Source organism: Alcanivorax profundi, assembly GCF_003597125.1.
In the GTDB taxonomy this organism is placed as follows: Bacteria; Pseudomonadota; Gammaproteobacteria; order Pseudomonadales; family Alcanivoracaceae; genus Alcanivorax; species Alcanivorax profundi.
This window is the reverse complement of the sequence record NZ_QYYA01000169.1, coordinates 1-387: the sequence shown is the minus strand read 5'-3', so window position 1 is coordinate 387 and position 387 is coordinate 1. Positions and strand designations below refer to the sequence as shown.

Annotated in this window: 1 protein-coding gene; it reads left to right on the top strand. The window is 41.6% G+C overall.

Going from position 1 to position 387, the window contains the following annotated elements; all coding sequences use genetic code 11:
• Positions 1 to 387 (top strand): tRNA lysidine(34) synthetase TilS (gene tilS / locus D4A39_RS19370; RefSeq protein ID WP_199699511.1); only part of this gene is annotated, 387 nt, incomplete at both ends.

Sequence of the window (387 nt, the reverse complement as noted above, 5' to 3'; positions counted from 1 at the left end):
TATATTATTCACCATGGTATGTTCAAGTGGCAAACACCATATATCGTTGCCTTGTCCGGAGGTGCCGATAGCGTTGCCCTATTGCTTATCTTGAAAAATATAGGACTAAATATTACTGCTGCGCACTGTAACTTTCATCTTCGCGGCGAAGAGAGTGACAGAGACGAGCAATTTTGTGTAAATCTGTGCAAACAACAGGGAATCAGTTTGTCTCGAATCCATTTTGATACTTATGCTTATGCCCATTTACACAAGGTAAGTATCGAAATGGCTGCACGCAACTTACGCTACAGCTATTTTGCCCAATTAGTAAAAGACTTGCATGCAGGAGGCATTTGTGTGGCCCATCATCGCGATGACAATGTAGAAACTTTACTTCTGAATCTG